General features: G+C 62.4%; 22 protein-coding genes. 10 read left to right on the forward strand and 12 right to left on the reverse strand.

From position 1 onward, the window contains the following. Positions 1-39: 39 nt before the first annotated feature. The 4 genes from ACNAOT_RS00405 to ACNAOT_RS00420 all read right to left on the reverse strand — a co-directional run bounded on the left by ACNAOT_RS00405 (position 40) and on the right by ACNAOT_RS00420 (position 4,877). On the reverse strand, positions 40-1,497 hold the full coding sequence (locus ACNAOT_RS00405; RefSeq protein WP_420179582.1) for a GH1 family beta-glucosidase: 1,458 nt from the start codon (positions 1,495-1,497) through the stop codon (positions 40-42). Beyond that, positions 1,497-2,399 (reverse strand): carbohydrate ABC transporter permease, encoded by a 903-nt coding sequence (locus tag ACNAOT_RS00410; protein ID WP_179018063.1) that lies wholly within the window; start codon positions 2,397-2,399, stop codon positions 1,497-1,499. Before ACNAOT_RS00410 ends, ACNAOT_RS00405 begins: the two co-directional genes overlap by 1 nt. After that, the gene (locus ACNAOT_RS00415) at positions 2,396-3,496 is read right to left on the reverse strand and encodes a carbohydrate ABC transporter permease (protein ID WP_420179583.1); all 1,101 of its coding nucleotides are present in this window, start codon (positions 3,494-3,496) and stop codon (positions 2,396-2,398) included. The genes ACNAOT_RS00410 and ACNAOT_RS00415 overlap by 4 nt, the downstream gene beginning before the upstream one ends. 64 nt (positions 3,497-3,560) lie before the next feature. Further along, on the reverse strand, positions 3,561-4,877 hold the full coding sequence (locus tag ACNAOT_RS00420; protein WP_420179584.1) for an ABC transporter substrate-binding protein: 1,317 nt from the start codon (positions 4,875-4,877) through the stop codon (positions 3,561-3,563). Positions 4,878-5,450: 573 nt separating this feature from the next. Between ACNAOT_RS00420 and ACNAOT_RS00425 the strand changes: the two genes are divergently transcribed. From ACNAOT_RS00425 to ACNAOT_RS00435, 3 genes are all read left to right on the forward strand, one after another. Then, the gene (locus ACNAOT_RS00425; protein ID WP_420179585.1) at positions 5,451-5,702 is read left to right on the forward strand and encodes a hypothetical protein; all 252 of its coding nucleotides are present in this window, start codon (positions 5,451-5,453) and stop codon (positions 5,700-5,702) included. Continuing rightward, a complete protein-coding gene (locus ACNAOT_RS00430; RefSeq protein WP_420179586.1) occupies positions 5,702-6,082 on the forward strand; it encodes a hypothetical protein in 381 nt (126 codons plus the stop codon). The genes ACNAOT_RS00425 and ACNAOT_RS00430 overlap by 1 nt, the downstream gene beginning before the upstream one ends. Positions 6,083-6,224: 142 nt before the next feature. Then, positions 6,225-7,691: a GH25 family lysozyme gene (locus tag ACNAOT_RS00435; protein ID WP_420179587.1), complete on the forward strand. Its 1,467-nt coding sequence runs from the start codon at positions 6,225-6,227 to the stop codon at positions 7,689-7,691. A 48-nt stretch (positions 7,692-7,739) separates the two neighbouring features. Here ACNAOT_RS00435 and ACNAOT_RS00440 read toward each other — a convergent pair whose 3' ends face one another. Continuing rightward, positions 7,740-9,095, reverse strand: coding sequence for a uracil-xanthine permease family protein (locus ACNAOT_RS00440; protein ID WP_420179588.1), 1,356 nt, complete (start codon positions 9,093-9,095; stop codon positions 7,740-7,742). 85 nt (positions 9,096-9,180) lie between these two features. Beyond that, on the reverse strand, positions 9,181-11,670 hold the full coding sequence (gene opgC / locus ACNAOT_RS00445; RefSeq protein WP_420179589.1) for an OpgC domain-containing protein: 2,490 nt from the start codon (positions 11,668-11,670) through the stop codon (positions 9,181-9,183). 203 nt (positions 11,671-11,873) lie between these two features. On the opposite strand from opgC, the gene ACNAOT_RS00450 reads away from it, so the two are divergent. Next, complete coding sequence (locus tag ACNAOT_RS00450) at positions 11,874-12,479, forward strand: malonic semialdehyde reductase (protein ID WP_420179590.1); 606 nt, start codon at positions 11,874-11,876, stop codon at positions 12,477-12,479. A 310-nt stretch (positions 12,480-12,789) separates the two neighbouring features. Continuing rightward, on the forward strand, positions 12,790-13,290 hold the full coding sequence (locus ACNAOT_RS00455) for a 2'-5' RNA ligase family protein (RefSeq protein WP_420179591.1): 501 nt from the start codon (positions 12,790-12,792) through the stop codon (positions 13,288-13,290). A gap of 103 nt (positions 13,291-13,393) precedes the next feature. Here the strand turns inward: ACNAOT_RS00455 and pgm are convergent, their stop codons facing one another. Beyond that, positions 13,394-15,067: a phosphoglucomutase (alpha-D-glucose-1,6-bisphosphate-dependent) gene (pgm, locus tag ACNAOT_RS00460; protein WP_420179592.1), complete on the reverse strand. Its 1,674-nt coding sequence runs from the start codon at positions 15,065-15,067 to the stop codon at positions 13,394-13,396. A gap of 220 nt (positions 15,068-15,287) precedes the next feature. Then, complete coding sequence (locus tag ACNAOT_RS00465; RefSeq protein WP_091464441.1) at positions 15,288-16,043, reverse strand: SDR family NAD(P)-dependent oxidoreductase; 756 nt, start codon at positions 16,041-16,043, stop codon at positions 15,288-15,290. Positions 16,044-16,263: 220 nt separating this feature from the next. Between ACNAOT_RS00465 and ACNAOT_RS00470 the strand changes: the two genes are divergently transcribed. Further along, positions 16,264-16,956 carry a DUF4190 domain-containing protein gene (locus ACNAOT_RS00470; RefSeq protein WP_420179593.1) on the forward strand — a complete coding sequence of 231 codons (693 nt, stop codon included), beginning with the start codon at positions 16,264-16,266 and terminating at the stop codon, positions 16,954-16,956. A gap of 203 nt (positions 16,957-17,159) precedes the next feature. Here ACNAOT_RS00470 and ACNAOT_RS00475 read toward each other — a convergent pair whose 3' ends face one another. From ACNAOT_RS00475 to ACNAOT_RS00485, 3 genes are all read right to left on the reverse strand, one after another. Then, positions 17,160-18,659, reverse strand: coding sequence for a peptide MFS transporter (locus ACNAOT_RS00475; protein WP_091464444.1), 1,500 nt, complete (start codon positions 18,657-18,659; stop codon positions 17,160-17,162). Positions 18,660-18,733: 74 nt separating this feature from the next. Further along, entirely contained in the window at positions 18,734-20,137 is a 1,404-nt protein-coding gene (locus ACNAOT_RS00480) for an amidase (RefSeq protein WP_420179594.1), read from the reverse strand. 25 nt (positions 20,138-20,162) lie between these two features. Further along, positions 20,163-20,906: a Type 1 glutamine amidotransferase-like domain-containing protein gene (locus tag ACNAOT_RS00485; RefSeq protein ID WP_420179595.1), complete on the reverse strand. Its 744-nt coding sequence runs from the start codon at positions 20,904-20,906 to the stop codon at positions 20,163-20,165. Between the two features lie 155 nt (positions 20,907-21,061). Here ACNAOT_RS00485 and ACNAOT_RS00490 point away from each other — a divergent pair, with 155 nt between their 5' ends. The 3 genes from ACNAOT_RS00490 (at position 21,062) to ACNAOT_RS00500 (ending at position 22,688) form a co-directional block, all read left to right on the forward strand. Beyond that, positions 21,062-21,388, forward strand: coding sequence for a rhodanese-like domain-containing protein (locus ACNAOT_RS00490; RefSeq protein ID WP_178994762.1), 327 nt, complete (start codon positions 21,062-21,064; stop codon positions 21,386-21,388). A 30-nt stretch (positions 21,389-21,418) separates the two neighbouring features. Then, positions 21,419-22,351, forward strand: a complete 933-nt coding sequence (pheA, locus tag ACNAOT_RS00495) for a prephenate dehydratase (protein WP_420179596.1) — start codon at positions 21,419-21,421, stop codon at positions 22,349-22,351. Positions 22,352-22,457: 106 nt separating this feature from the next. Next, a complete protein-coding gene (locus tag ACNAOT_RS00500; RefSeq protein ID WP_054808662.1) occupies positions 22,458-22,688 on the forward strand; it encodes a hypothetical protein in 231 nt (76 codons plus the stop codon). Here ACNAOT_RS00500 and ACNAOT_RS00505 read toward each other — a convergent pair. Then, positions 22,685-23,746, reverse strand: a complete 1,062-nt coding sequence (locus tag ACNAOT_RS00505) for a diacylglycerol/lipid kinase family protein (protein ID WP_420179597.1) — start codon at positions 23,744-23,746, stop codon at positions 22,685-22,687. The two genes, ACNAOT_RS00500 and ACNAOT_RS00505, sit on opposite strands and share 4 nt — an antisense overlap. Before the next feature lie 112 nt (positions 23,747-23,858). Between ACNAOT_RS00505 and serS the strand changes: the two genes are divergently transcribed. Next, on the forward strand, positions 23,859-25,139 hold the full coding sequence (gene serS, locus ACNAOT_RS00510; protein ID WP_017198243.1) for a serine--tRNA ligase: 1,281 nt from the start codon (positions 23,859-23,861) through the stop codon (positions 25,137-25,139). The last annotated feature ends 19 nt before the right edge of the window (positions 25,140-25,158 follow it).

The raw sequence follows: 25,158 nt of genomic DNA on the forward strand, positions 1-25,158 counted from the left end.
TCTCCGGAACGTAAGAAAAGTAAGCCTCTGAAGGCTACTTTAGGCGTTCACGGTAGCGGTCGCAGATGCCTTGGCTGCCTCGATAACGCGGGAGTAAGCGAGTCCGCTGTCCTTCACCGTCCGTTCAAAGGTGTCGTAGTCCACGCGAACAACCCCGAAGCGCTTGCCGTAACCCCAGGACCACTCGAAGTTGTCCAGGAGCGACCAAACGAAGTAGCCGCGCACATCGGCGCCCTGGTCGAGTGCCTCACCAACAGCTGTGATGTGGTCGAGGACAAACTGGGTCCGCTCGGCGTCGTGGACTGCTCCGTCAGGACTGACGATGTCGTCGTAGGCGGCGCCGTTTTCCGTGATGTACAGCGGCGGCAGCGTCGGGTACTCCTCGCCAAGGCGCACCAGGAGCTTCCGCAGTCCATCAGGGTTGACCTCCCAGTTCATGGCCGTGCGTGGCAGGCCGCGGCTCGGGAAGGCGATATCTTCCGAACCGATCCAGCACGACGACGTCGGGCGCGTTGCACCGCCCGAGTGGCCGTCTCCGTGTTCAGCAGTGGGGTGTCCGCTGATGAGGTCATCGTGGTAGTGGTTGACGCCCAGGAAATCGATAGGTGCACCGATAATCTCCAGATCGCCGGGCTTGATGACGTCCCGGATGCCGAACTGCCCAAGATCGTTGAGGGTGTCCTCCGGGTAGGCGCCGCGGAGGATTGGATCGAGGAAGATCCGGTTCTGCAGCGAGTCGAACCGGCGCGCCGCATCGAGGTCCACGGGATCGGAAGGATCCCGCGGAATGGAGTTGCTGAGATTCAGCGTGATCCCCAATTGCTGCGCGCCGCGACTCCGCAGTTCGTTGACCACCAGGCCGTGGGCCAGATGCTGGTGGTGGATCGCCGCTACGGCCGCGTCCGGTTCCTGACGACCCGGAGCGTGGACGCCCGCCGCATAACCAAGGAGTGACGAGCAGAACGGTTCGTTGAATGTCGTCCAGTGCTGGACGCGATCCCCCAACGCCGAGTAGACATCGTTTGCATAGTCGACGAAACGGTAGGCGGTATCGCGGTTGGCCCAGCCGCCCTTCTCCTCCAGCGCCTGCGGCAGGTCCCAGTGGTAAAGCGTCAACCAGGGGAGGATGCCGGCGTCGAGCAGTTCATCCACAAGGCGGGAGTAGAAGTCCAAGCCTTCGGCATTCGCGGCACGGCCACCCGGCCGGACACGGGACCAGCTGGTGGAGAACCGGTAGGAATCCAAGCCCAGCTCTTTCATGATCCTGACATCCTGGGGCATTCGGTGGTAGTGCTGCACCGCGTCCTTCAGCGTCTCGCCGTTGGCAATGGCACCCGGAACGCGGGCGAAAGCATCCCACACGGAATCTTCCTTGCCGCCCTCGTGGCTGGCGCCTTCCACCTGGGCTGCGGCGGTAGCCGAGCCCCAGATGAAGCCCTTGGGCCAAACCCTGTTAAAGGGAGTGGTCGCTGGGTGGTTTGTTGCTTCGAATGGCATTAGCCCTTCACTGCTCCTTGCATGATTCCGGATATAAGTTGACGTCCCGCTATGACGAAGAGGGCCAGCAGCGGAAGAGTTGCCATGACGGCACCGGCCAGAACGATCGAGTAGTCCACGTAACGGGCCGACTGCAGTTGGCTGAGCGCCGTCTGCAAGGTGGGGTTGCCGGCGTCGAGCACCAGCAGGGGCCACAGGAAATCAGTCCATGCCGTCATGAACGTAAAAAGGCCGAGGATTGCCATGGCCGGGCGTGCGGCAGGGAGCGCCACGTGCCAGAAGGTTGAAATCATGGACGCGCCATCCATGCGTGCCGACTCGATGAGCTCGTCCGGGATCACGTCCACTAGATACTGCCGCATGAAGAAGACACCAAACGCCGTGACAAGAGTAGGGATGACGACGGCGCCGATCTCACCTGTCCAGCCGAGCGTGCGCATCAGCATGAACAACGGGATGATGCCGAGCTGCGTCGGGATCGCCATAGTGGCGATCACTGCCACCATCAGCCAGTTGCGGCCGCGGAAGCGCAGTTTGGCGAACGCGTACCCGGCCAAGGTGGAGAATCCCACCACAGAGACGGTGATGATGCCCGAGATCAGGACGCTGTTGCCGAGCGCGAGCCAGAACGGGATGGTGTCGAAGACTTCGCCGACGTTGGTCCAGAAGTTGCCGCCCGGGAGCAGCGGCGGCCAGGTTTCCCCGAGGGCTTCGTTGGAGCGGCTGCCGATGATCACGGACCACCAGAGCGGGTAGGCCGATGCCAGGAAGAACGCGAGCAGCAACCCATAGGTGAGGAAGCCGGGCCGTCGGCCGTTGCCAAAGAGTGCCTTCCGTGTGGCCAGGGATCGTGAGGTTCGCTGAAGGGCCGGTGTTTGTGGCCGGTTTTGCGTGAGGGTCATTGCCCGCTCCTCGGGGTTGGTTCTGTTGCGGTGGCCGGTTCTGCCGCTGCCGCCTGAGCCGGGAGGCCGGCGTCGTCCGCTTTTACGTTCGCGGCGGAAGAACGCTTACGACGGCGGCGGCTGGCAGCGCCGCGATCGTCGCCATTTGTGGCGATACGGCGTGAGATCAACCAGTTCACGATGCCGAAGAGCAGGATGATCAGGAACAGGAGCCAGGCGATGGTGGAGGCCTTGCCGAAGTTCTGCCGCTGGAAGGCCATCTCCCACAGGTACAGAACGGTGGTCTGGAACTGCCGTGCCGTTCCGCCGGCAGCCACGGGATCGAACAGGCGGGGCTCTGTGAAGATCTGCAGCCCGCCGATGGTGGCCGTGACAATGACGAACACCATGGTGGGTCGAATGCTGGGCAAGGTGATGCTGAAGAAGCGGCGGACGGAGCCGGCGCCGTCGATGGCTGCAGACTCGTAGATATCGCGCGGTACTGACTGCATGGCGGCCAGGAGGATCAGCGCGTTGTAGCCCGTCCAACGCCAGTTCACCATGGTGGCGATGGCGATGTGGCTGGGAAGGGTGTCGTTTTTCCACATGATGGGATCGATGCCGAAGCTCGACAGGATGTTGTTGATGAGCCCGTACTGCTCCCCGAACATGTTGGTGAAGATCATGGCGACGGCCACGGGAGTGACTACGTAGGGGAGCAGGATGCTCATGCGCCAGAAGGTCTTGGCTCGCAGGTTCTGGTCCAGGACCGCGGCAATGATGGTGGCCATAATCAGCTGGGGGATAGTGGAAATCAGGAAGATGCTGACGGTGTTAAAGAGGGAGTTCCAGAAGAACCTGTCCTGCAGCACCTCAGCGAAGTTTTGGAATCCCACAAACTCTCCCTGGCCTTTGAGCAGGTGCCAGTCGAAGAGGGAGACGAAGAACGTGTAGCCCAGGGGAAAGAGGCCCACCAAGGCGAACAGGATGAAGAACGGGGCGATGTAGAGGTAGGGGGACGCCTTCATATCGAAGACGTTCAGGCGTTGACGGAACGTCGGTTTCGGTTTGTTGGCGGCCGATCTGCTGGCTGCCGGGCGGTTCAATGTGGTGGTCATGGACGGGTCTCAGACTCTGTGAGGGGGCCTCCGGTTGTCCCGGAGGCCCCACGGCCGGGTTCTGCTAGTTGTTGACCACGAGGTCGTTGAGGAGCTTGACGGCTTCATTCCAGGCCTCATCGGCCGTACCCTTGCCCGAATCGAGCATCTTGAGGGCGGGACCGAAGACGTTCTCCTGGATCACAGAGTCATCCGGACCCTTGAACTGGGCGATGACACCCTCGGCGCGGGACTCAAAGATTGCGCCATACGGGGCATTGTTGAACAGTTCGTTCGGCTTTGCTGCCTCGACGATCTTTGCCTGGGCTTCGAGGGTGCTGGGGAAGTTGTTCGCTGCAGCGGACTGCTTGATCTGCTGCTCAGGTGCGGTCAGCCAGGCTGCCAGCTTTGCTGCTTCAGCCGGGTGCTTGGAGCTCTTGGGAACCGAGAGGAAAGCACCGCCCCAGTTGGAGGCACCGCCCGGGAACACGTCAGCTACATCCCAGCCGCTTGCCGCCCCGCCGCCTGCGGACTCGAGCTGGCCCTTGATGGTGCCGAGCATCCAAGCCGGGCATACGTGCGTTGCGAAGGAACCATCCACGAAGGCCTTGCCGTTACCCCAGTCGAATTGGGTCTGGTTGGAGGACAGGCCATCGGCAGTGCCGGCAGCGAGCATGTCGAACTTTGCCCGCATCTCCTTGTTGCCCTCAACGTTCAGCTTGCCGTCTTTGGTGTAGTAGCCCTCGTCCATCTGGTTGACCATGGAGTTCCAGACGAATCCGGACTGGTCATACCAGGCCTTGCCGGTGGCCTCTTTGTACTGGCGGCCGAGCTTGAAGTACGTATCCCAGCTTGCGTCCTTGCCGCCGAAGAGTTCGGCCACCTTTTCGCGGTCGCTCGGCAGGCCGGCAGCTTCGAAGAGCTTGCCGTTGAAGCACAATGCCTGCGGTCCGATGTCCGTGCCATAGCCTATGACGCGGCCATCGGGATCGGTGCCTTGCTTGAACTTCCAGTCCACCCAGTTGCCCTTGATGTCCTCGGCACCGTGCTCCTTGAGGTCCACGAACTGGTCCGAAACCTCCATGATGGAGCCGAGCCAGCCTTCCTCGATGGCCGTGACATCGCTAAGTCCGGAGCCTGCGGCGAGCTTGGTGAACGCATCCGTCCGGGCGTTTGAACCACGGTCAATGTTGGTGGCCTCGATGGTCACACCGGGGTTCTGCTTCTCATATTCGGCGTACAGGTCGTCGTATCCGAAAGTGCCGAAGGTGGTCACGGTCAGTGTGACGGGATTGTCGGCGCTCGCCGCTTTGTCGCCTCCGCCGCTGCAGCCTGCCGCCACGAGGGCAAGAGAGGCTACGCCGGCGAGGGCAGTGAATTTCCTTAGTCGCGAAAACTCCACGATCACTCCTTTGTGTGTTCGAGCGACCGTACGCCTAGGGCGAGAGAGCGCTCTCTGGGATGTGGGTCCAATGTATGTGCTGCAAGTCACGTGCGTCAAGAGAGCGCTCTCTCAAGATTTCTCTGCGTCTCCGGAAGTCCATGGCAGCCGCTCGGGCGGAGGTGGTGTAACTGATGCTGAATCGCGTACTATAAGAAGCGATTGGGAGGTCCTATGCAGCTGCAGAACCCATTGAGGGCGATTTGTCCCACGCTCGAAGCTGATGTCCTCATGGCATTGGCGGACGGTCGTCCAAGCACGCCTGGGCATCTGATTCGGGAGCGAGGCATCCAAGCCTCCGTGTCCGGCACCCGGCGATGCTTGGAGCGTCTCCAAGAAAGCGGCATTGTGGTGGGATCTCAGGTCGGAAACCGAACCGAGTATGTTCTGAATTCGTCCCATATGCTCGCCAGTGTCATTGCTGAAGCGTCCCGAGGCAGGGATCGCTTGACGCGTTTTGTTTCTCAAGCAATAAACCGATGGCCGGACCGCCCCCTGCAGGTCACCCTTTTTGGTTCAGCGGCACGCGGGGACATGCGTAATGACTCTGATATCGACTTGCTGTTCATCATTCACGACGGCGCCAGCGACGAGCTTCACGAGCAGATTGGTAATTTGGCCGTTGATGTCTACCATCTCACCGGTAACGACGTTCGCCCTATGACCTACGAAGCGTCCGAAATTCGACAGGCACCGATATTCGAGTCGATTATGAGAGAGGGCATTCACGTTTGCGGTGACCGCAATTGGCTGTCGCGCCGACTCCGTGATTCGGTGGCTGCCTAGTGGCGGCGCGGTCGGACGCCAGTGCGCGGCTTGAGGATTCAAGGGCTTTCCTTGAAGCAGCCGATACAATCAACACCCTGAATTCCGGAGAAGCTTATGCAGACGTCATTGCTACCTTGGCGGTCCACGCAGGCATAGCAGCGGCGGATGCTTTTTGTTTGCTGGAGCTGGGCCGTCACTCCAAGTCCGATAATCATGCGGATGCGATAAAAGTGCTAAAAGAAGCCGGGGGTGAGAATGCGATTCTTGCCCGCCTGTTGGGTGAAAAGACAAAAGCCGGATACAACGTTTCGAGTCTCACCCGGGCCAAGTCCAGCAAGTGCATTGAGTGGGCTTCAAGGTTGGTTATTGCTGCTGAATCAAAATTCTCCCTGCAATGAACAGCATGCAAGTTGTGGATGCCGCACTCACTGGAGCGGCGCACGGCGTTCTTGGCGGAAGTGGGAGTGTGACTTTGGATAGTAGGCTGGGCTGAACCACGTGGGGGCGCCGGTTCCTCTCGAACGTCGAAGGAATCGTCGAATGAAATTCTCCATGTCCAGCCGCTCAGGTCTCCCGAAAAGTCCAGCCAAACCGCCGACACGAGGGTTTATCGGCGCTAAAGCGGCCGCTGTCCTGCTCGCCACCATGCTTCTCGCCGCGACTGGTGCAACGGCGGCCAACGCCTCCGAAGAATCGCCCGCAGCCCAAAACGACCACGCCATGGGATCGACCATTCGTGGTCATGAAAGTGCAGGCCAATTGTTCTCCATTCAGGCCACAGAGTCGGCTTTTGCAATGCCGGGCGTACCCGGAATGGACGTCAGTAGCCACCAAGGGGTGGTGGACTGGACCAAGGCTGCAGCAAACGGGGCCAAGTTCGCGTACGTCAAAGCCAGCGAGGGGACCGAATACAGCAACCCATACTTCGCTGACCAATACGCCGGAGCTGCTTCAGCCGGGATGCTGCGCGGCGCCTACCATTTCGCCCTCCCCAACGCGTCGTCCGGTGCCGCTCAAGCCAGCTACTTCCTCCAGAGCGGTGCAGCCTGGACGCCGGATGGAAAAACACTGCCTGCCCTGCTGGATCTCGAATACAACCCCTACGGCAGCACTTGCTACGGAATGACCCCTGGCGAGATGGTGTCGTGGGTCTCCGATTTCGCCACCACCATCCTGTCGCGAACCGGCCGCCTTCCTGCCATCTACACCACCACCGACTGGTGGAATACCTGCACGGGTAAGGCCAACGGCTTCGGGAACCACCCTCTGCACATCGCCAGGTGGGAGTCGACACCCGGGGCGCTGCCAGCTGGTTGGAACGCCTACACCTTGTGGCAGTACGCCGATTCCGGAGTGTTCCCGGGTGATCAGAATGTCTTCAACGGTACCGTCGGGCAGTTGACGGCCTTCGCGAGCAACCCAGGCCCCATTTTCTCCGACATATCCGATGGTTTGTTCAGCGCCGAAGTCAATTGGCTCGGGTCCCGTGGCATTTCAACAGGATGGACCGAGGCCAACGGAGCCAGGAACTACCGACCCTTGGCCCCCGTAGCCCGTGACGCTATGGCCGCCTTCATGTACCGGCTGGCAGGCTCACCTGCCTTCACACCCCCCGGCAAGTCGCCCTTCACGGACGTAGCCACGACCAACCCGTTCTACAAACAGATCACGTGGCTTGCCAGCAAGGGCATCAGTTCCGGGTGGACGGAAGCTGATGGGACCAAGACGTACAGGCCCTTTGAACCGGTGGCCCGCGATGCCATGGCCGCGTTTATGTACAGGCTGGCCGGTTCGCCGGAGTTCAATGCCCCCGCGGAGTCGCCGTTTACGGACGTTGCCACGACCAACCCGTTCTACAAACAGATCACGTGGCTCGCGAGCAGCGGCATCAGTTCCGGGTGGACGGAAGCTGATGGGACCAAGACGTACAGGCCCTTTGAGCCAGTGGCCCGCGATGCCATGGCCGCGTTTATGAACCGTTTCGACACCAATTTCGGGGACCAGTAAGGGCTGCTTGCGGCTTAACGCCGCATCCGAATTGCCCGGAAGGAAGCCCTACTTCCCCTTCTTCCCGCCCCGCTTAGCCGCGGCATTCATCGCCGACTTCACCGCAGGAGGCAGGCCCGCCGTCTCGGTTTCCGGCTCGGCGACGGTCCCGCGCCAACGAGCCAGTCCCTTCATGCCGTGGTAGATCACCAGTGCAGCGGCTGACCCCAAGGCAATGCCAGTGAACTTCAGCTCGCCAATGGTCCATGTGTAGTCCGCGATGCCAATAATCAGTGCTACGGCAGCCGTGGTCAGGTTGATCGGGTTGGAGAAGTTGACCTTGTTCTGCACCCAGATCTTCACGCCGAGCACGCCGATCATGCCGTACAGCATCGTCGCGGCGCCGCCCAGGACGCCGGCCGGGACCGTGGCAATCAGTTCGCCGAATTTCGGGGAGAAGCTCAGCAGGATGGCGAAGATACCAGCCACCCAGTAGGCCGCCGTCGAGTAGACCTTGGTAGCGGCCATGACGCCGATGTTCTCCGCGTACGTCGTGGTACCGGAACCGCCGCCGAAGCCGGCAAGTACAGTGGCGGCGCCGTCGGCCATCAGCGCGCGGCCGGAGACGCCGTCGAGGTTTTGGCCGGTCATTGCGGCCACCGACTTCACATGCCCCACGTTTTCAGCCACGAGCACCAGCACCACGGGGACGAACAGCCCCACCACGCCAAGGTGGAATTCGGGCGTCTGGAACAGCGGCAGGCCAACCCACGCGGCGGCGTCCATCTTTTCGTAGGACACCTCACCGCGCATCATGGCCACGAGATACCCGACCACAACGCCCACCAGAATGCTCAGGCGCCCCAGGATTCCGCGGAATAGGACACTGACCAGGATGATCGTCACCAGCGTGATCAGCGCGGTGACGGGAGCGGCGTCGAAGTTTGCCTTCGCGGCTGGCGCGAGGTTCAGTCCGATCAGCGCCACGATCGCGCCGGTCACGATCGGCGGCATGAGCCGGTTGATCCATTCGGCTCCAAACTTCTGGACGATCGCACCAATAAGCGCCAGTACGACGCCGGCAAGCACCACGCCGCCCAAGGCGCCACTGACGCCGTACTGCTGCTGCGACGCCATGATCGGGGCGATGAACGCGAAGCTTGAACCAAGGTAGCTGGGCACCCGGCCCTTGGTGATCACCAGGAAGAGCAGGGTGCCGATGCCCGAGAAGAGCAGGGTGGTGGCCGGCGGCATGCCAGTGATGATGGGGACCAGGAAGGTGGCGCCGAACATGGCAACTACGTGCTGCATGCCAATGCCGATGGTCAACGGCCACGCGAGCCGCTCGTCGGGAGCCACCACGTGGCCTGGGCGAATGGACTTGCCGTTGCCGTGGAGCTTCCATTTGATGCCGAGCATGCTCATGGCGGGGCCTTCCTCAGAAGAGTATTGGGATTCGGTGCAACATTACCGCCAAATGCCCACCCATATGCGGCGACGAACGCCGTCTTTAGCGAGGAACCAGCCTGAACAGGAACTTGGTTTTCACCATCACCCAAAGTATGGCGAGCAAGGCGATGTACACGGCGGTGTTCAGCCAGAGGTTCCCGTCCCGCAGGGCAGGGATGTTGGCGATGGCCACAATGAAGAACACGTGCATGATGAACACGTACAGGGTGGCTTGGCCCAGAGGTATGAAGAACCAGCCAACGGCACGTGACAGCGGCTTCCAAAAAGCACTTAGCAATGCGTACAAGGCGATGGTTATAAGGAAGACGTTGAGCACCCGTCCCGGCCCAAGATAGGTCCGGCTGAAGAAGGTGTCGTAGACGTACCTGAACGTCGTTTCGGGGATAAGCGCGAGCCGGAAGTCCAGCTGGTTGGTCATATAAGGACCGCTCCAGGAGAAGACGGCACAGGCAGCCGCCAGGAAAATGCACATGCCAAGCAGTAGGCGCCGTCGCGGATCGGCAAACCACTGGATGATTTGATGTCGATAGAACCCGGCGGTCATTCCCACAACGAACAGGAGCTGCCACACGAGAAGCGGGAATGAATCCTCGAATTGCGAAGGCAGCAGGCGGAAACGGAAGATCGACCCCGCGATGTAGAGGCTGACGCTAAGCGTGAGGACCAGCCAGGTAAACCCGCGGGATAGCGCCACGAGGATTAGGGGGCTGATGAGCAACAGAACGACGTAGAGGCCCATGATGTTGAACTGCCACGGCCCGACCTGCAGCAATAGGAGCGCCGGGATGAGCCCTTGCGGGACGGGGAACTGCAGCAACCCCTCCATTCCGGCGTAGAGGTCGTACGTAGTGCCCGCAGCCACGCGTCCTGCTCCGCCGGTTCCTTGGTCGGTGAAGGTGGTCACCGCTGCGGCGTTGATGAAGGGGAGCAGACTCAATCCGTACACCATCAGGACCACGGCAAGGGCTGTGAAATACAACTTCCAGGCGCGCTTGGTGGTTCCATCCACCACGTCACCGAGTTCTGTAGCAATGCGGGGCCCGTAGACCATGCCTAAAACCACTCCGGAGAGCATGACGAACAGCTCCGCTCCGGAAACTACTCCGAGGGTTTCTTGGCTCATCAGTTGGAATACGGAGTTGATGCCCACATGGTTTACCACCACAAACACGATCGCCAGGCCGCGGAGCATGTCGATACGTGCATCACGCTTACCCGTGCCCGTGTAGGACCATTTGTTCGCAAAAGCCCGGGAGGACAAGAGCCACAAAGCCGCAACAGCTACCAGCACTGACCCGGCGGAAGCCCACGCGGCCCAGCCCTGGATGACTGTGCCTGTCTTCGGCTGCGGTGCCTCGACACCAGGCACGTTCTCCAAGCCCCGCTCAGTGACGGGTCCAATGCTGAGGCCTGAGGTGTCCAACGACGTTCGGAAGGGGTCGGCAAGTGAGGGCTCGGCCGTGGCCCTCCAATCAATGGGCACCCGGCCCGGTTCGCGCACATCCGTGGTTTCGTTCCAGACCACTGCCCGGACGGACCCATTCCCGGGCTCCGCAACAGAGGCGAAAACCTGGTGCCACCACGTTTCCTTAACATCGAGCTCAGCGGCGCCCCCGGCCCCGGGCGAGTAGAAAGCTCCGGTTTCAACCAGGAGGGGCTTGGTTCGGGCTTGGACGTAGGTGCTGTAGAAATTGTCGGTTCCGCCCTCGCCGCTGGAGGTGCCGCCGCTGGACGCGTGGAGGGCGTCATTGAACTCGCCCGCCACGGGCAGGGTATTGCTTGCCACGCCGGCGCCCGTTGTGTCGTGGTAAATGGACAGACCAACCCAGTCCACCACGTCATCACCCGGATAGTACGGTTCAAATGCGGAATCGTCCTGGTCCCAGACACCGTTCCCGCTGGTGTCCAGCGATCCCAGGGGAACGCCCTTGGGAGGGGTGGAGGTGGCGACTTGGAAGGGATAGTCCTTTTCTGCTGTCGGAGACCACACCATCACGGGATCCGGCAGGTTGGCCCTGAGCGCTGCAGCGACCTTGTCGAACGCAGCCCGGTAAGCTTCCGGCTCTTGTCCCCAGCTGACCCACGGCGCGTTCATTTCCGGTGCGAAGCGGACGAAAACCTTCCCCCGGAAGCCGGCCGCCGCCGTCGTGATTTGACTGGCAAAAGTGGCCGCAACGTCGTCGTTGATGTCCTTCAGGTCGATCGCGGGGCGGACCGTGAGCAGCGCGTGCGAGCCTTGGTCGGCGATTTGGGAGAAGTAGCCCTTCAGGTATTCGCGGCCGCCTTCGTCCACGGGCATGGACACGTTCTGACCGTAGAGCGCTGCGGGCGCCCCGAGCCGCTGGGCGTAATCTGCTGCCGAATCCTTGTCCCAGTCCAACAAGGCACCGAAGAGCCGCGTTCCGGGATCCTCGACGCTGGGCTGCTGAACGGAGCCCCAGGCCTGCCCGGTTGGCATCAGGAACGTCACCAGAAGCATGGCAAGAACAGCCAGCGCCCGCTGACGGGCCGCTAGGGGAAAGGTAGGCATCAGGCCCCTTCTGGTGTCGTCATTCCCACGGCTGAACGTCCCCAAAGCGGCGGCAGCTCGTATGCATGATGCTACCGACTTTCGTGCTGTGCCTAACGTCACGGTCCGTCATGGGAAGAGGACAACGGAAGTTGAAGTTGCAACCATGGAAAGCAGAAGTGCCCGGCCTGCTCCCGGGCCAGGCCCAGCGAAAGGTTCAAGAAATGACGATCGCCCACGAAGAAGCAGTCATTGACGCCGCAGCAGTCGACGCCATTTTTGCCGAAGCCCGTACCGCCAACAGCTTCGCCGGTGAGGTCACTGACGAGCAAGCCCGCGCCATCTACGAGCTCACCAAATTCGGCCCCACTGCCTTCAATTCCCAGCCGCTCCGCGTGACGTACGTCCGCTCGGACGAGGCCCGCGCCAAGCTCGTCGACGCCCTCTCCAACGGCAACAAGGCCAAGACCGCCTCCGCTCCGTTGGTCGCCATCCTGTCTTACGACACCGACTGGCAGGGTCAGTGGGACAAGTTCCTCCCCGCCTACGGCGCGCCCAAGGCCATATACGACGCCGACCCCGCTTTCGCCGCTGCTACTGGCAACAACAACGCTCATTTGCAGGCCGGCTACTTCATCCTCGCCGTGCGCTCGCTCGGTTTCGCTGCCGGCCCGATGACCGGCGCCGACTTCTCCGCTATCGACGCCGAGTTCTTCCCGGCCGGCGATCAGAAGAGCTTCCTCGTGGTCAACATCGGCCAGCCGGGCCCGGACGCGTGGGGCGAAGCCAAGCCGAAGTTCGCTTACGACGATGTTGTTCGCACCGTCTAAGTTCTCCGCAGCAGAAACGCCCGCACACGTCCAGTGAGCGGGCGTTTTGCGTTTGTGGCGTCCTGCATACCCGTCGCTCGCTCATATCCCTCGGGCTTACGGGCGACCCTCTCTCATATCCCTCGGGCTTGAGCCCGACGCTCTCTCGTATCCCTCGGGCTTGAGCCCGACGCTCTCGCAGGTCCGCCCGGGTCCACACCAGATTCTTGAATTTCGCTTGCCCCGACTCCATAGGTAGGTGAGAGATGGTTCAAAATTTAGGGCCGGCATGTGAGAGATGGTTTGTCCGGCGTGGTGGCAAACTATGCCTATGCGGAACCTCATCTGGGTGGCGTTCACGGAGCCCGTATCGCCCGGGCTGGTTTTTCCGCGCAGCGACTGGCCGCTTCACATCACACTGTTAAGGTTCGACGTCGGCTCTGACGTGAGTGCCGACGTCGCCGATGTTTTGGCGGACTTGGCCGAAGCGCCCGTCAAGGGTGCGCTAGGCACCCGGCTGAGAGTGGGCGAAGAGGCGGGTTTCGGGCATATGGGGTCCATCCCGGTGAGCCTGATCGAGCACAATCCGCTGCTTCAGGGCCTTCATGAGGAGATCGTCGACGCAGCAAACACCGTAGGCGGGCGCATTGCCACTCCCAACTACGTCTTGGAACGGTATCGGCCGCACATCTCGCACCACGATGGCAAGCGCCCCAAGTCCGGAGACGTCGTCGTGCTTGACCAGGTAGCGCTGGTGGACATGGCGCCGGAAGGTGACCACACCATCCGCCGAATCCTCAGGCTCTGGACGCAGGACGCGGAAGCCGACTGAAGACACCGAAACGGGCTGAGGACACCCAAAACCGAGTGTCCTCAGCCCGTTTCAGTGTCGCTAGCGGATATGCGTGTCGCCAGCGTCGCCAGCCCAGCAGAACCTAGGCGATAACCCCGTCCACCAGCGCCTTTGCCTCTTGCTGAACCTGTGCCAGGTGGTCGGCGCCCTTGAAGGACTCGGCGTAGATCTTGTAGACGTCCTCGGTACCGGAGGGACGGGCCGCGAACCAGGCGTTCTCGGTGACCACTTTGAGGCCGCCGATCGAGGCGCCGTTGCCGGGAGCCTCGGTGAGCTTGGCCGTAATCTCTTCGCCGGCAAGGGAAGTAGCGGTGACATCGGCTGCAGAGAGCTTGCCCAGCTTGGACTTCTGCTCGCGAGTGGCGGCAGCGTCGATGCGGGCGTAAACGGGAGCACCGAACTGGTCAGTCAGGCCCTTGTACAGCTGCGACGGAGACTGACCCGTAACGGCCGTGATCTCGGACGCCAGCAGCGCCAGCAGGATGCCGTCCTTGTCCGTGGTCCACACGCTGCCATCGAGCTTGTTGAAAGACGCGCCGGCTGACTCTTCGCCACCGAAGGCACCCTCGCCGGACAGAAGGCCCGGAACAAACCACTTGAAGCCCACGGGAACCTCGACCAGCTTGCGGCCGAGACCGGCGGCAACACGGTCAATAATCGACGACGACACCAGAGTCTTGCCCACCACGGACTCCGGGTTCCAGCCACTGCGGTTCCGGTACAGATAATCAATGGCGACGGCGAGGTAGTGGTTCGGGTTCATCAGCCCACCCACCCCATCAACAAGAGGTGTGACGATGCCGTGGCGGTCGGCGTCGGCGTCGTTCCCCGTGGCGACGTCATAAGCGGCGGTGCCATCGGCGCCCGCGGCCATCCGTTTAATGAGGGACGCCATGGCCGACGGCGACGAGCAGTCCATGCGGATCTTCTCGTCCCAGTCGAGGGTCATGAAAGCCCACTGCGGATCAACTGTGGGATTCACAACCGTGAGGTTGAGCTGGTGGCGCTCGCCGATCTCGCCCCAGTAGTCAACGGAGGCGCCGCCCATGGGATCAGCGCCAATGCGCACCCCGGCGTTGCGGATCGCGTCCAGGTTCAGCACGGACGGTAGGTCATCCACGTAGCTGGAAAGGAAGTCGAACTTGCCGGTGGTGTCAGCGGCCAGAGCATCGTTCAGCGGCATCCGCTTGACGCCGCGGAGACCGTTCTCGAGGAGCTGGTTGGCGCGGTCGGCGATCCATCCCGTGGCGTCGGTATCGGCGGGACCACCGTGGGGCGGGTTGTACTTGAAGCCGCCGTCGCCGGGCGGGTTGTGGCTGGGGGTGACCACGATGCCGTCAGCCTGGGGTGTACCCGGCGCGGCTTCGCGGTTGTATTTGAGGATCGCGTGGCTCAGCGCCGGCGTCGGGGTGTAACCGTGGCGGGCGTCCACCAGGACGGTCACGCCATTGGCAGCCAGTACCTCCAGCGCGGAGTTCTGTGCAGGCTCGCTGAGGGCGTGGGTATCGCGGCCGATGAACAGCGGCCCTGTGATGCCCTGACGGCCACGGTATTCAACGATTGCCTGCGTGATCGCGAGGATGTGCGGCTCGTTGAAGGAGGCCTTCAAACTGGATCCGCGGTGCCCGGACGTTCCAAACGCCACGCGCTGCGCAGGGTCGCCCAAATCCGGAGTTACGTCGAAATACGCGTCCAGCAGGGCTGTGATGTCAACAAGGTCCTGGGGAAGGGCAACTGTGCCCGCTCGGCTAGCCATGGGGTCCAGCATGCCAGACCCTGGGGCCCGCTGACACGAAATGTCCGGGATCCGGCCCCTGTGACGCCGAATGGCGCCGCTACTGCGCCCGTGCCATGGGCGAGGCGGCAAAGATTCACTTCGCGTTCACGGGCGGCTGCTAGCCAAAAAAGATCGCCCCGCCCCGGTCCCGAAGCCCGAAAAGGAGCCAATGAACCGGGCGAAGCGACAACGGATAACGCTAGACGGCGGTGTAGCCGCCATCGACGAGTACGTACGAGCCGGTCATGAAGCTGGCCTTATCGGAGAGGAGGAACGTGGTGACGTTCGCGATCTCCTCAGCTTGCCCCAGACGGCCCAGCGGGTGCTTTGCTTCGAGCCCGCTGACAACTTCCTTCGGTGCGGCAGCCAACAAGGGAGTATCGATGTAGCCGGGGCCGATTGCATTGACGCGAAGTCCCTGGGCTCCGTATTCCGCCGCAGCATTCTTGGTCATGCCCACCACGCCGTGCTTGGCCGCGGTGTATGCCGCATTGCCGGGAGCTGCGACAGCGCCGTGGATCGATGCCATGTTCACGATGGCGCCCTCGGACGCGCCTGCGGCAAGGATGGCCGGGACTTGGTAGCGCATTCCGTAGAGGACGCCGCTCAAGTTGATGGCGATGACCCGGTCCCAGTCCTCGATGTCGATTTCTCCGACAGGAGCGCTGGCCCCGCCGATACCGGCATTGTTGACGGCGTAATTAAGCGCCCCGTAGCTCTCCACGGCGAAGTCGACTGCTTTCTTGCTGTCCTCGGCCACAGCAGTGTTGCCTTGGAACGGGACTGCCTTGCCGCCGTCGGCCGTAATCTGTTCGGCCACGCGCGTGGCAGCTTCGAGGTTAACGTCCACTACTACAACGTTGACGCCGTTCTTCGCGAGGTCCTTGCTGATCGCTTCCCCGAGGCCGGAGCCTCCGCCGGTGACGAGCGCGGTTTTGCCTTCGAAGTTACCCATGATTCCTCCTTCGCGGGACAGCTCCCGCAGATTCGTAAGTGAGCGCCGCTTGAGCGCTACTTATGAAAACCGAGTCCGACTCGGAAATATTCCATGCGTATGCATCAATATGACGTTCCTCGCATTTGTTCGGGACATGTACACGGAACCCGCGTTACCTTATGTGGTGCCCCCGGCGGCGGTAGTGTTGGGATCAAAGACCAAATCCAGGGGGATTCCTATGTCAGACCAGCCATCCAAGGGCAACGAGGACAAGCCGGCGGGCTACGAACCGCCGCAGTACGTTCCGCCCGCACAGTTCAGCGCGCCTGAGTCGGGCACGCCCGCAGAAAGCACGCCAGGTCATGGTGCGTCCGCCGAGAGTGCACCTGAGCACGGCGCCAACGCGACCCAGCCGCTCCCGCCCTACGAGCAGAGCGCACACGGGCAGAACCCGTACACGCAGGACGCCCAGGGGCAGAACGACTTCTACACGCAGCCGCAGCCGCCCGCCAGCGCATACACGCCGGGTGACTACAGCCAGCAGCCGCCGTCGCCCTATGGTCAGCCTCCGAGCCCGTACCAGCAGCAGGCGTTCAATCAGCAGCCTTATGGTCAGCAGCCCTACGGCCAGCCGCAGTCGCCGTACGGCCAGCCGGCGTACTACGCCATGCAGGCTGAGCCCAAGGGCCTGAGTATCGCCAGCATGTGTTGCGGCATCGCAATCTACGTTGGCTTCGGGTTCTTCATCCTGCCGCAGATCGCAGCCGTGATCCTGGGCCACCTCGCCTTGAAGCGCGAGCCCGCGGGCAAGGGCATGGCAATCGCCGGCCTCGTGATGGGCTACATCGGCGTGGCGTTGACGCTGATCTTCGGCATCATCTTCTTCATCGCCATCGGCGCCTCGAGCAGCAGTTATAACAACAACTTCTAAACCGCGTACGACGGCGACCCTTGCGTCAGGTGGGAATACCACCTGACGCAAGGGTCGCCGTCGTTGAGGTCCAGCCGGGCCACCCAAATTCGTGGGCGATACAGAAACGGACCAGCGCCACCTTGATATAGGTGGCGCTGGTCCGTTTGCGTGTGGTCAGCCGATGTGCGCGGCGTCGGGGGAGTGCCCGGAGGAGCCGGGACCTACCGCACGCCGCCCATCAGCTTCTTGATCGCGGGCGATGCCGCAGCCAGGCCAACGGCCAGTACCACTGCCACGCCTCCGATGCCCAGGAAGTACGGGAGCTCATCCTCGGGGTTGTAGAGGCCCGCGAGGATGCCGGCCAGCGTAGTGCCGAGCGAGACTGACAGGAAGAACAGCGCCACCATCTGGGTGTGGAATGCCTGCGGAGCGAGCTTGGTGCTCACGGACAGGCCGATGGGGGAGAGGAACAGTTCCGCCAGGGTGAACATGAACAGGATGCCCACAAGAGCCAGCAGGGGAGTCTTGCCCTCGCCGGCCAGCGGGATGAATGCCAGGAATGCCAGGCCCATGATGAAAAGGCCCGCGGAGAACTTCAGTGGCGAACTCGGCTGCTTGGAGCCCAACTTGGTCCAGAGGGCAGCCATAACGCCGGCGAAGATGATGATGAATACCGGGTTGATGGACTGGACCCAGGCGGCCGGCATTTCCCAGCCAAACAAGTTGCGGTCCAGTTTCTCCTGCGAGTACACAGCAATGAACGTGAACTGCTGCTGGAACAGCGCCCAGAACCCGGCAGATGCGATGAACAGAGGGATGAACGCGATCACGCGCTTGCGCTCCACGGCGGTGACCAGCGGGCTGCGGAAGATCAGGAACAGGTAGATCACAGCGGCGCCGATTGCGGCGTAGGCCATGCTCCGGGCCAGGTTGTTGGCGTTGACAATCCCTGTGCCGAGCAAGACCCCAATGACGATCAGGATGGCCAGGAAGATCAGGCCATACTTTGTGCGATCCTTCGCGGGAAGGGGGTTGGGAACGCGGTGGGCTTCCTCCGGAAGGCGTTTGCGGCCCAGGGAGTAGATGACCAGGCCGATCGCCATGCCCACGGCTGCGGCACCAAAGCCGACGTGGAAGCCGTAGCTTGTCTGCAGCCAACCGGTGACCAGCGGGCCAATGAGGCCGCCGATGTTGATGCCCATGTAGAAGATGGAGAAGCCGGCGTCGCGGCGCTCGTCCTTCTCGCCGTACAGGCTGCCGACCAGCGCCGTGGCGTTGGCTTTCAGGCCACCCGAGCCGATGCCAACCAGCACCAAACCTGCGATCAGGCCCGGAATGCCCGGCAGGAGTGCCAGTGCGACGTGGCCGGCCATGATCATGATGGCCGAGCCGAACAGGACCTTTTCGGAGCCGAAGAGACGGTCGGCGAGCCATGCACCGAGGATCGTCGACAGGTAAACGCCACCACCGTACGCACCCACCAGACCAGCGGCGAGCCCCTGGTCAATGGAAAGACCGCCCTGCTCGGCGGTGAAGTACATGTAGTAGAGCAGGATTCCCTGCATGCCGTAGAAGGAGAATCGCTCCCACATTTCCACGGAGAAGAGGCTGGCCAACATCTTTGGGTGGCCGAAGAATGACGTATCGCCCGCTGGCTTTGCGGACTCAGCCGTGGTTTGAGGTGTGCTCATTTTCTCAATGCTGGCACTGACTGCGGGCATTGTCACATCGATGAATGCCCGGGGCAACCACTTTCCATATGCTAGACGCGACCGTCAGTGGGTCTCAGTGGGTCTCAGCGGGTCTCGAGGACGGCCGCGAGCTGGAGGAGCAGCAGTTCAGACCCGGACCGGCCAATCAGCTGAATCCCCATCGGCAGGCCACTCGGCGTGGTGTGCACCGGAATGGTGATTGCCGGGAGTCCGCACACGTTTACCATGGAGGACCATGGCGCGAACTGGCACTGCCTTTTGTAGTCCTCATCAGCGTCGCCGGACCACTCGCTCGGCCACGGCTCACCGCTGTGTCCGCCGCCCGTGAACCATCCAACCGGCCTCGGTGTCTGCGCAAGGGTCGGCATGAGAATCACGTCCCACGCGGCATACTGAGTGACGGTATCGTGCTCGAACTGCCGCAGGAAACTCAGGGCTTCGTTGACCTTCAACGCGCTCCGCTGTTGCGCCCGACGCCGGAATGTCCGGGTCAGCGGGGTCAGCAGCGCCTCGCGCTGGGGTGCTATCCGGGCACTCCCGACGCCGGCAGTCCAAGCTGTTGTGAACGCCTCCGGATAGCGGTTGTCGTAGCGGATTTCAGCTTCGGTGATGTTATGCCCGGCCTTCTCCAGCAGCTTGGTTCCGAGCTCCAGGGCGTCCATCGCTTCCGGCTCGATCTCGAACGGGTACACGCCGGCCCACGGGCTGTCCAGGCTCACGCCGATCCTCAGGGGCTCCGGCGCCCGCCCCACATTGGCGAGGTAACCGCCGTCGGGCGCATCACTCCGCGGGACCAGCGCGTCCATCAGCAGTGCCGCATCCGCAGCGGTCCGTGCCAGGGGTCCGGCAACCACCAACTTGGCTGCATCCCCCGCGCTCGCACCCGACGGCACCACGCCCCGCCCCGGTTTCAAGCCGACCAGTCCGCAGGCACCGGCCGGTATCCGGATGGACCCGCCGCCGTCGGTCCCTGGTGCAAACGGAACAAGCCCCGCTGCCACGGCTGCCGCGCTGCCGCCCGACGAGCCGCCGGAGCTTCGCCCCAAGGCGTGCGGATTGCGCGACGGCGGTGCGACGCGGTTTTCGCTGTAGGCCGTAAGTCCGAATTCCGGAACCTGTGTCTTGCCAAGTGAGATGACACCCTGGGCCTTCAAGGTTGCGGCGAGGGCCCCGTCCTCCGGGGCGGGCTTGTGCTCGAGGGCAGCGCTGCCGTGCGTTGTGGGAACGCCGGCCACATCGGTGAGGTCCTTGAACGCGGTGGGCACGCCGTGAAGGAGGGCGAGATCGTCTTGTCGGTGCTCGCGGATCAGTCTGGCGTGCAGCCGATCCGCGGTCGTGGCATCCTTGACGGCCTGTTCTGCCGTGACGGTGACGAAGGCGCCCAGTTGCCTGTTCCGCGATTCGATCGCAGACAGGAAATGCGCGGTGGCCTCACGCGCAGAGAGTTCGCCCGATGCCAGGGCATCGCGGAGCTCAACAGCCGTCATTCGCGAAATGTCATGCAGGTAAGGATCAACCAAGGAAACGCGACTCCAACCGTTCCTCCACAGCAACAGCGTCCACGCTCTCGCCGGCACCTGCGGTTACCCGGAAGGCTGCCTTGTTCTTCACTTCGGACACCACCTCCACAAGTTCCGTGCCCCGATAAACCAGCCCCACGCCGTCGTCCGTGCAGTGCGTCTCACCGAGTGTGCCGCTGGCCACCAGCTTGTGGATTGCCGGCGCCCGCCGCACTTCAGAGTCGTAGTGGACGCCGTTTCCGTAAGGGAGGAAGCCCAGCGCGTTGGTGACAGGCTGCAGCTCAGGGCCAAAGGAGTCGGTCACGCCACCCTGGTACCAACAGATGGAGCCCGCTGAGACGCCTGCCAGCACCACCCCGCTTTCCCAGGCCTTCCGCAGGATCCCGTCCAGTCCGTGGGCCCGCCATACGGCCAGCAGGTTCACCACCGAACCGCCGTTCACCCAGACCACATCCTGCTCCAGGAGGTGCGCTTCCGGGTCCTCGATGTTGGGCATGGTGAAGAGGTTGAGGTGGCTGAAGTCGAACCCCGCGATGCGCGCTGCCTGATCCATTTCCGCAGCCCACCAGCGTTGATCACCGGACGCCGTGCCGATGTGTGTCACGCGTGGGGCGCGGCCGGTCACACCGGACAACTCCACGGCGTAGTGCATCAGATGGTTGAACTCGAGCCTGGTGCGATCGCCCGGCTTGTAACCGCCGGATGTCGCCAGAATGGTCGGTTGCCCAGTAGCCATGGGGTACTCCTAACGGGCCGAGGGTCGGGGAGCGCTTCCGTCCCAGTCTTAACGTCCGGCCGTCGGGAAGCAAGGGCGGTCCGCTCTTCGAGTTACGGTGGCACGCCTCGGGGACTAGGCTGGATGCTGGACTTAATCGATGGGAAGGGAACGCCATGAGCGACTTCGATACCGTGCCTGTGGGCGACATTCCGGCCAACGCCAGCATCCTGGACGTGCGCGAAGACTACGAGTGGGTGGCCGGGCATGCAGAAGGTGCACGACACATTCCCATGGACCAGCTTCCGGCACGCCTGGACGAACTCGATCCGGACGACGACCTGTTCGTCATCTGCCGCACCGGTGGCCGCTCCTTCCGCGCCGTGCAGTGGCTCGTGGGGCAGGGCTACTCTGCTGTGAACGTGGCCGGTGGCATGGATATGTGGTTTGAGGCCGGGAAGCCGATGGTTTCGGATAATGGCCTGAAGCCGGTTGTTCTCTGACCCGGTTATATAACCAGCAAGGAATATTTGATGTCAGCGGTTACCTATACATTCCTCGGTCCTGAGGGCACCTTCACCGAGGCTGCGCTCCTGCAGGTACCCGGCGCTGCTGACGCCACTCGAATTCCATGCACCACCGTCAACACGGCCCTGGATCGGGTTCGCGCAGGCGAAGCTGACGCAGCCATGGTCCCCATCGAAAACTCGGTGGAGGGTGGCGTCACAGCCACGTTGGACGCGATTGCCACGGGCGAAGAGCTCCGGATCATCCGCGAGGCCCTTGTCCCTATCACCTTCGTGCTCGTGGCGCGGCCCGGCGTCGAGCTTTCCGATATCAAGCGGATCTCGACGCACGGCCATGCCTGGGCGCAGTGCCGTCTGTGGGTGGATGAGCACCTCCCGAACGCCGATTACGTTCCGGGATCGTCGACGGCGGCCGCCGCCATGGGACTGCTGGAGGACGACACTCCGTACGAAGCCGCAATTTGTGGTCCGTTGGTTGCAGCCGAGCAACCCGGCCTGAATGTTCTGGCCGAGGACATCGGCGACAACCCCGAGGCGGTGACGCGGTTCATTTTGGTGAGCAAGCCAGGTCTTCTTCCGGACCGCACAGGCGCGGACAAAACCACTGTTGTGGTGCCGTTGCCTGAGGATCACCCCGGCGCGCTCATGGAGATCCTGGATCAGTTCGCCTCCCGCGGGGTGAACCTGAGCCGCATCGAATCGCGACCCACGGGACAGTATTTGGGTCATTACTTCTTTAGCATCGACGCCGACGGTCACGCCGCCGATTCGCGGGTTGCCGACGCTCTAGCAGGCCTCCACCGGATCAGTCCGGCAACCCGGTTCCTTGGATCCTACGCGCGTGCCGACAAGCAGCCGGCCACGGTTGCCCCGCACACGTCCGACGCTGCCTTTGCCTCGGCGCACGCCTGGGTTGAATCGATCCTAAAGGGTTCCTAGGCGCTATCCACAGCCGGGACGTTGGCCCCTTTCGTAAGGATGCTTCTGTGCGTATGCTTGCCTGATCCATAAACGATGGATGAATGTACCAACGAAAGGAGCGGTCATGTCTGTCCACCGGGATGACAAAGACGGCCAAGGCATGATCGTCAATCCGAAGCCCACAGGCGAGAACCAGGACGACTGGAATGGCGATGAAGCCGATCGTGCAGACCGGCTCCGCTTTGAAGAAGAACAAGCAATGATCAAGGAGCAAGCCGAGGCCCGCGCCGCTGCCAAGGCTGCAACCGAGGAAGCCGACAAGAACGCCGCCCAGCCGGACGTCGGCGCAGTCTAGTCCGTCGTTGCCTTCGGTACGCGGACCAGGAGGGACCCTGGCTCCACTTGCACGGTGACCGTTGTCGCCTCACCTGAGGGATCGCCGTCGAGCTGGGTAGCCATGGGTTCCTGGCTGCGGATGACGACTTTCCCGGAGCGGTAGAAGCTCATCATGGGTAGGTTGGCCTTGTGCTTGAAGAGGACTTTTGTGTACATGGCGAGCCAGCCGAAGGCGCTACGCGGGCTCATCACCACAATGTCCAGCATTCCGTCGTCGATCATGGCTTGGGGGATGAAGTCGATCCCGCCGGGAATCAAGCCACAGTTGGCGAACAGTACGCTGCGGATCTTCCGTGCCTGCTCGGGCTGATCATCCATGGTGATGGTGACGCGTTTGCGGCGCCCAGGAAGATGGCGGACGCCTGCCTCTGTGTAGGCGAGCCAGCCGACGCTCTTTTTGAGGTCTTCTTTGGTGTCGCCAACAACTTCGGCGTCCAGGCCCATGCCGGCGATGACCAGGAAGGTGTGCTGGGCGGACTCGCCGGTGATGTCGTTGTCTATGCCCATGGTGGCCGTATCGATGAAGCGCTGATGTCCGAACAACGCGATCTGTATGCAGTCGGCGATGTCCGTGACGTCCAGGTCCACGTTGCGCGCCAACAGATTTCCGGTGCCCAGCGGAATGAGGCCCATGGCCACGTTCTTGTGGGCCAGCGACTCGGCCACCACGCGCACGGTACCGTCACCGCCGCACGCAAGAACGACGTCGGCTCCGTAAGCCAGCGCCTGGCGCGACTGACCGTATCCGGGGTCGTCCACGGTGGTTTCAAAAAACTTTGGTGCGTCCCATCCGGCTAGATCACAGGCGTCAATGATGGCTTGCCGGGCCACCTCCGCGTTGTTTTTCACGGGATTGAGGATGACCGCGACGCGCTGGTCCCCCGGGCCGGGCTTGTGGGAGTCCTCCCGAACCGCGCTCCTGATGTGCCGGGCTTTCAATCGGCGCACACCCCACCAGCTGGAGACGGCAAACGCCACGCCCCCAGCGAGAATCAGGTACAGGATCCAGTCGCTCATGGTGCTCCAACACTATCCTCCTGGGCAGTGCCCTCTTGGCCGCGCCGTCGGGGCGGGCGACCTTTGCCCGCTGCGGGCCGGAAATCCGCGGTGGATTCGATACTCTTGTCTGGTGATCGACGTAAAAGACCTCAGCGAAAATCCGGACAAGTTCCGTGCCAGCCAGCGCGCCCGTGGCGCCGACGAGTCCGTTGTGGACGCGATCATCTCCGCTGACTCCGATCGTCGCGCTGCCCTGATCCGCCACGAAACCCTCCGCGCCGAGCAGAACGCTTTCGGCAAGAAGGTGGCGCAGGCCAAGGGCGAGGAAAAGCAGGCATTGCTGGCCGAGGTCAAGGAACTGGCCAACTCCGTGAAGGCTGCTTCCGCAGAGGCCTCTGCCGCCCAGGCCAAGCAGGAAGAGCTGCTCCGCGTCATCCCCAACCTCATTGTGGACGGTGTCCCCGAGGGCGGCGAGGATGACTACGTTGTGGTCAAAACCGTTGGTACTCCGCGCGAATTCACGGACTTCGAACCGAAGGACCACTTGGAAATCGGTGAACTGATCGGCGCGATCGACATGGAACGTGGAGCCAAGGTTTCCGGCTCACGCTTCTACTTCCTCCGCGGTGTGGGCGCCCGGCTGGAAATGGCACTCCTGCAGATGGCCATGGAGCAGGCCATCGATGCCGGTTTCGTTCCCATGATCACCCCCACTTTGGTGCGTCCCGAGACCATGCAGGGCACCGGTTTTGATGTAAAGCACGACGCCGAGATCTACCGTCTCGCTGAAGACGACCTTTACCTTGTGGGGACTTCGGAGGTGGCCCTCGCCGGCTACCACGCAGACGAGATCCTGGACCTCTCCGCCGGCCCCATCCGCTACGCGGGGCAGAGCTCCTGCTACCGCCGTGAGGCCGGTTCCCACGGCAAGGACACCCGTGGCATCATCCGCGTGCACCAGTTCAACAAGGTGGAGATGTTTATCTACACCACGGTTGAGGAAGCAGCTGCCGAACATGAGCGCCTGCTCGCATGGGAGGAGGAAATGCTGGCCAAGTGTGAGCTTCCCTACCGTGTCATTGACACTGCCGCAGGCGACCTCGGTATGTCCGCGGCCCGCAAGTTCGACTGTGAAGCCTGGGTTCCCACCCAAAACGCTTACCGCGAGCTCACCTCAACGTCCAACTGCACCACTTTCCAGGCTCGCCGCCTCAACATCCGTGAACGCGTGGTCAATGACGAAGGTGTTGCCAAGGGAACCCGTGCCGTAGCAACACTGAACGGCACGCTGGCCACTACACGCTGGATCGTTGCCATCCTTGAGCACCACCAGAACCCGGACGGCTCCGTCAACGTCCCCAAGGCACTGCAGAAGTACCTTGGTGGGCTTGAGGTTCTGCCTGTTCTCTAGTTTCCGCCGATCCCGCTCT

The organism is Paenarthrobacter sp. TA1.8, from assembly GCF_048595705.1.
GTDB classification, from domain to species: Bacteria; Actinomycetota; Actinomycetes; order Actinomycetales; family Micrococcaceae; genus Arthrobacter; species Arthrobacter nitroguajacolicus.